This window comes from Prosthecobacter sp. (genome assembly GCF_044222345.1).
Classification (GTDB): domain Bacteria; phylum Verrucomicrobiota; class Verrucomicrobiia; order Verrucomicrobiales; family Verrucomicrobiaceae; genus Prosthecobacter.
On record NZ_JBGANL010000133.1, the window covers coordinates 1 to 4,065 of the forward strand.

The window sequence follows — 4,065 nt, forward strand, 5'->3', positions numbered from 1 at the left end:
GAGAAGGAAGCGACGCCACCGCTGCGCGTGATCTTTTTACACTCGACCACGACGGGCTGAACCTTGCGAAGCAAATCGGTGAAGGCGTCCATAGCCGCGTGCTCTGCCTCGACTTCTTCGCGGGTATGCCAGCGGCGTTTGTCACAGGTGAACGTTCCCTTATCTGGGAATGTGAGGCAGGGCAGCGAGCCGGTAAATTGAGCAAAGCTCACACCGGCCTTGCAGCATTCGTTTTGAATGCCGTTGAAGTGGGAGCAGCTGCTCATGGCTTGTTCAGCCTGTTTTTCTGTGAGTGGCATCACGCGGCCTCCTGTTCGGGTTGCGCCTCGGCGGCGGTTTTCTTCGAGCCCTTTTCCTTCTTCGGCTTGGGGACGCGGGGCTTGGGTGCTTCGCCGAGTTTGACGGTGCGGCTGGGTTCCATGCTGATGCCACGAGCTTGAAACCATTCGGGGAAGTCGTCGATCATGCTGCCGATGTAGGCTTTGTTCAGCTCGACCTTGATGCGCAGGCAGGCGGATGCGGCCATGCGGTGCTCCGCGCCTTCGGCCTTTTCGTCAGGGTCGATGACGATGTGTGCCTTTCCGGCTTCTTTGAGCAGGCGCTTGATGGTGGCGGCTTCATCGTCGCAGGCCACGGCTTCGGACTCGCTGAGCTTCAAAGCATGGCCGCTGGCGATGACGCTGGTGCAGTGCTCCCCGAAGATCTCGGCGGCATTGGCCAGGCCGATGCGCTCGGCCTCGGCTTTGATCGCGTCCATCTCCAGCTGAATGGGTGTGGTCTCGGTGGCGACGGCCTCGTTGATGATGGCGATCTGCGCCTTGAAGGGTGCCTCGATAGCGTCCTTTTTAGACTTCAGCGTGGAGTAGCGGGCGAGCAGCTGAACGGAGCGCTCTTTGATGGATGGCGGGGGAGTGGGGGCCTGTTGGCGTTCGGCATCGTCTCTTTCTGCGATGGACATGGGGCAGTCGCAAAAGGGCATCAGGGCTTTGTCGCCACAATGTGGGCACGGGGTATTGGGGGAGTTCATTATTTGTAGTCGAGTGCCAGCGGCGTGTCGGTGCCGAGGGCGGGGTTGATCTGGGTGTTGAGTCCGGCATCGTATCCGGCAAAGAGGGTATGAAGAGTGGGGCGCGGCTTGGTCAGAGCCTTGGCCGTGGTGGTGTTTTTGAATTGAGCGTCGAGGTGTGCCTCGCGGGCTTTTTCAGCGGTGCTCAAGACGATCTCCAGACCGGTGATCTCATGCACCTGGGCTTCGCGCTGGTCGGAGAGCTGAACCCAAACGCCGTTGAAATAAGAGTCGATGAAGCAGGCGCGCTTGTTGGCTGACATGCGGCGGCGGCGCTTCTTTTCCTCGGCGGAGAACTTCGCGAGTTCATCACGGCATGTGCGCACCAGAAAGGTGGTCACATAATCGGCGATCTGGATGTCCATCTCGGTGCCGATGAAGGCCACCTGGCCGAAGTCCTGAATGGTGCAGGTGGTGACGTTGAAGAACTGCCGCGCCACGGCCAGGGCTTTGCGCCATTCACGTGCGAGCCGCTTGCCGCCGCAGCGGAAGTAGCGCGTCACAAGTTTGGCGATTTCATCGTCTTCACTCAGGCTGTGAACATCGACCTGGTGCCGTGCTGCGAGTTCCATGGCCTTAGCCAGGGCGGCGCTGGACTCAGCTTGATTGCTGGACTTCGCGAGGCGCAGCAGCTTGCGGATTTTTTCTGTGATGGCGTCTTCGCTCATGGCTTCACCTCCACTGGAATGAACAGGTGCCCGACCTCGATGCTGCGCTTGGCCAGCAGGCGGTAGTAGCCGATGTGGATGGTCTCGGTTTTCACCACGCCGTCTGTGGTCCATTGGCAGGTGACCTCGGCTTCAAACTCGGCGCTCGGTGTGATGGCCTGAATGATCACGTCGAAAAGCTCGCTGCGCATGAAGCGGTCGCCTGCTTGGGGCTGACAGGCGCGCAAAATCAGGGCGTCGGTTTCGGGTGAGTTCATACGGCTTCCTCCTCTTCGGGCAGTTCGATGTCGTCGCTGTCATCGGCCAGCTGCCAGCCTCGGAGCCAGTCAGCGTGCAGCGGATCTCTTGGAGCGAAGTCGTTGTCGGTTTGCGGCCTGCCGTTCTGCCGCGCCGTCATGCCCATTTGAAATGCGGTTGATGGACTCATTTGCCACCTCCCATCTTGAGCGCAGCCATGTTGACGACGGCGCTAACAACCTTGCCTGCGGCAAAGTGAGCATTGAGCGCAGTGTCCTTGTTGATCGCCCATACGTGGGACAAAGAAAGAGTGCCGTCTTCATGGTAGCTGGACACCATCCATAGGGCGGTGTCAGGGTGCGGCGGGTTATTGCAGCGGGCATAGCCCGTGCATTGCTTGAGCGCTGCCTGGAGTTCGTAGCGCTCCCGGAGATCCATTTTCCTCCATGCGGGCTTGCGAGTCCTTTGAGGATGCCAGGGCCTGCGCCGAATGGGGGTGCTCCAAGCACCCGGAACACCGGTGAGCGACCGCCCGTCAATGGTGCGGGCAAGATGACGTTCCAGCGAAGGCGCTGGCAGTGCGAGAAGAGGCGTTTTCATGACTTACTCAGCCCTCCCTTCCACGGTCTGCATGCCGCGCTTGCGGGTGGTGGTGGAGACGACGGGGACGGCGCGGCGATAGCCAGCGATGGCGTCGGCGATCATCTCGTCGGTGATGAGCGCGCCTTTGCCGAGCAGGGCGCGCACCATGGCCGTGATGCGGCGCACGGCGCTGAGTGCTCCGAGCTGGTTGGCGGCTGCGGCCACAAGGCCGAGCTGCTTTGCATCGGCGGCTTTCTTCCAGAGATCCTCATCAAAGCGGCGGACGTGATCAGCGGTGATCTTGCTGGCGGTGATGGTGGTCTCGGCACGGGCGAGCAGCTGCGCGAGGTGGTTGCCACCGTGCGCGAGCATCTCGTCGTGGGCTTCGTTGGTGACGAAGATGCAGACCACCAGCGAGGACTCGTTCAAGAGCGTCTTAATGAACTCTTGAGACTTGCGGCAGAGGCCCTGCATTTCCTCAAAGAGCACGACGCCGGAGAGTGTCTTGATATGGGCGATGAGCAGGCTTTCCAGCTCATCCGCACCCTGCCTGCGCGTGTGGCCGATGTTGAACATCGCGCAGAGGGAAATGAGCATCGCCTTGTAGCTGTCTCCCCAGCTGGGCATGGCGCGCACGCGCCAGTTGATCTTCTCTTCTTCGGCGAGCTGATCGCCCATCCATGTTTTGCCGCCACGGGTGCGGGCCTTGAAGACGACGAGGCGCTCTTCGGAACGCTGAGCGACCATGCCGCGTGCCGTTTCAATGGCGAGGTTGATGGCGTCGTATTCGCTGAACTTGATGAACTGGGTGCTGCTGGCGGCGCGGAGTTTTTTAGACTGCACGGTGGTGTGGCGGAGCAGCTCGGTCTTGGAGCGCTGTTCCAGCTCATCGAGCAGCGTGCGCCACTTGGTGCGCGTCTTCGTTTGGGAAGGCCATGGATAAAGGCCGGTGCGCAGCGATGGCCAGACCTTGGCAATGTTAACGACGCCTTCGGTGAAGTCGGCATCGCTCCAGTTTTTGCCATCGACGGCCAGTTCTTTGAGCTTGGCCTGGTTCTCGGCGATGCGGGTGATCTGCTGTTGCAGCTCGGCGGGCCATTCGAGCCAGCAGGTGCCGTGATTGATGAGGTGACAGAGCGGTGCGCGCTCGGCGGGTTCGGTGTGGTTGTGATGTGATGCAGTCATGGTGTTGGCTGTTGTTGGTTGCGGGGGAAATCATTCTTCTTCGTCTTGAGCGGCGAGGGCCTCCTGCATGCGGAGGTAGGCGTCGGCATCGCTGACGGGGGCGGTGAATTTTTTGCGCTTGGTGCTCATGACCACGCGGGCGAGGTCCGCGCTCTCAGGCAGCGCAGCGGCGACGGTGGCGGGCTGCGGGAGATTGAGCGTGGCCATGGCGGCGAGATCGCGGTCCACGTCTTCGAGCTGGCGCTGCTGCTCGGGCGCGTGCCGCATGATCTTGCGCGCCTCTTTGAGCGTCTCATGAAAGGCCTTCGTCTTCGCGCCGAGCTGCTG

General features: G+C 61.1%; 8 protein-coding genes. All 8 read right to left on the reverse strand.

Annotated elements, in window-relative coordinates; genetic code table 11:
• Positions 1-266: hypothetical protein (locus ACILSL_RS27040; RefSeq protein WP_395735185.1), on the reverse strand; the 266-nt coding region annotated here is incomplete at its 3' end.
• Between the two features lie 32 nt (positions 267-298).
• The gene (locus tag ACILSL_RS27045) at positions 299-958 is read right to left on the reverse strand and encodes a hypothetical protein (RefSeq protein WP_395735186.1); all 660 of its coding nucleotides are present in this window, start codon (positions 956-958) and stop codon (positions 299-301) included.
• Between the two features lie 68 nt (positions 959-1,026).
• A complete protein-coding gene (locus ACILSL_RS27050; protein WP_395735187.1) occupies positions 1,027-1,734 on the reverse strand; it encodes a DUF2786 domain-containing protein in 708 nt (235 codons plus the stop codon).
• Entirely contained in the window at positions 1,731-1,991 is a 261-nt protein-coding gene (locus ACILSL_RS27055) for a hypothetical protein (protein ID WP_395735188.1), read from the reverse strand. The genes ACILSL_RS27050 and ACILSL_RS27055 overlap by 4 nt, the downstream gene beginning before the upstream one ends.
• Positions 1,988-2,161 (reverse strand): hypothetical protein, encoded by a 174-nt coding sequence (locus ACILSL_RS27060; protein WP_395735189.1) that lies wholly within the window; start codon positions 2,159-2,161, stop codon positions 1,988-1,990. The genes ACILSL_RS27055 and ACILSL_RS27060 overlap by 4 nt, the downstream gene beginning before the upstream one ends.
• The gene (locus ACILSL_RS27065; RefSeq protein ID WP_395735190.1) at positions 2,158-2,571 is read right to left on the reverse strand and encodes a hypothetical protein; all 414 of its coding nucleotides are present in this window, start codon (positions 2,569-2,571) and stop codon (positions 2,158-2,160) included. The genes ACILSL_RS27060 and ACILSL_RS27065 overlap by 4 nt, the downstream gene beginning before the upstream one ends.
• A gap of 3 nt (positions 2,572-2,574) precedes the next feature.
• Positions 2,575-3,738 carry a hypothetical protein gene (locus tag ACILSL_RS27070; RefSeq protein WP_395735191.1) on the reverse strand — a complete coding sequence of 388 codons (1,164 nt, stop codon included), beginning with the start codon at positions 3,736-3,738 and terminating at the stop codon, positions 2,575-2,577.
• Between the two features lie 30 nt (positions 3,739-3,768).
• On the reverse strand, positions 3,769-4,065 hold a 297-nt coding region (locus ACILSL_RS27075), incomplete at its 5' end, for a hypothetical protein (protein WP_395735192.1).

Coding starts and splice junctions, on each gene's coding strand:
- ACILSL_RS27045 (WP_395735186.1), bottom strand. CDS start 958: ATGTCCATCGCAGAAAGAGACGATGCCGAACGCCAACAGGCCCCCACT.
- ACILSL_RS27050 (WP_395735187.1), bottom strand. CDS start 1,734: ATGAGCGAAGACGCCATCACAGAAAAAATCCGCAAGCTGCTGCGCCTC.
- ACILSL_RS27055 (WP_395735188.1), bottom strand. CDS start 1,991: ATGAACTCACCCGAAACCGACGCCCTGATTTTGCGCGCCTGTCAGCCC.
- ACILSL_RS27060 (WP_395735189.1), bottom strand. CDS start 2,161: ATGAGTCCATCAACCGCATTTCAAATGGGCATGACGGCGCGGCAGAAC.
- ACILSL_RS27065 (WP_395735190.1), bottom strand. CDS start 2,571: ATGAAAACGCCTCTTCTCGCACTGCCAGCGCCTTCGCTGGAACGTCAT.
- ACILSL_RS27070 (WP_395735191.1), bottom strand. CDS start 3,738: ATGACTGCATCACATCACAACCACACCGAACCCGCCGAGCGCGCACCG.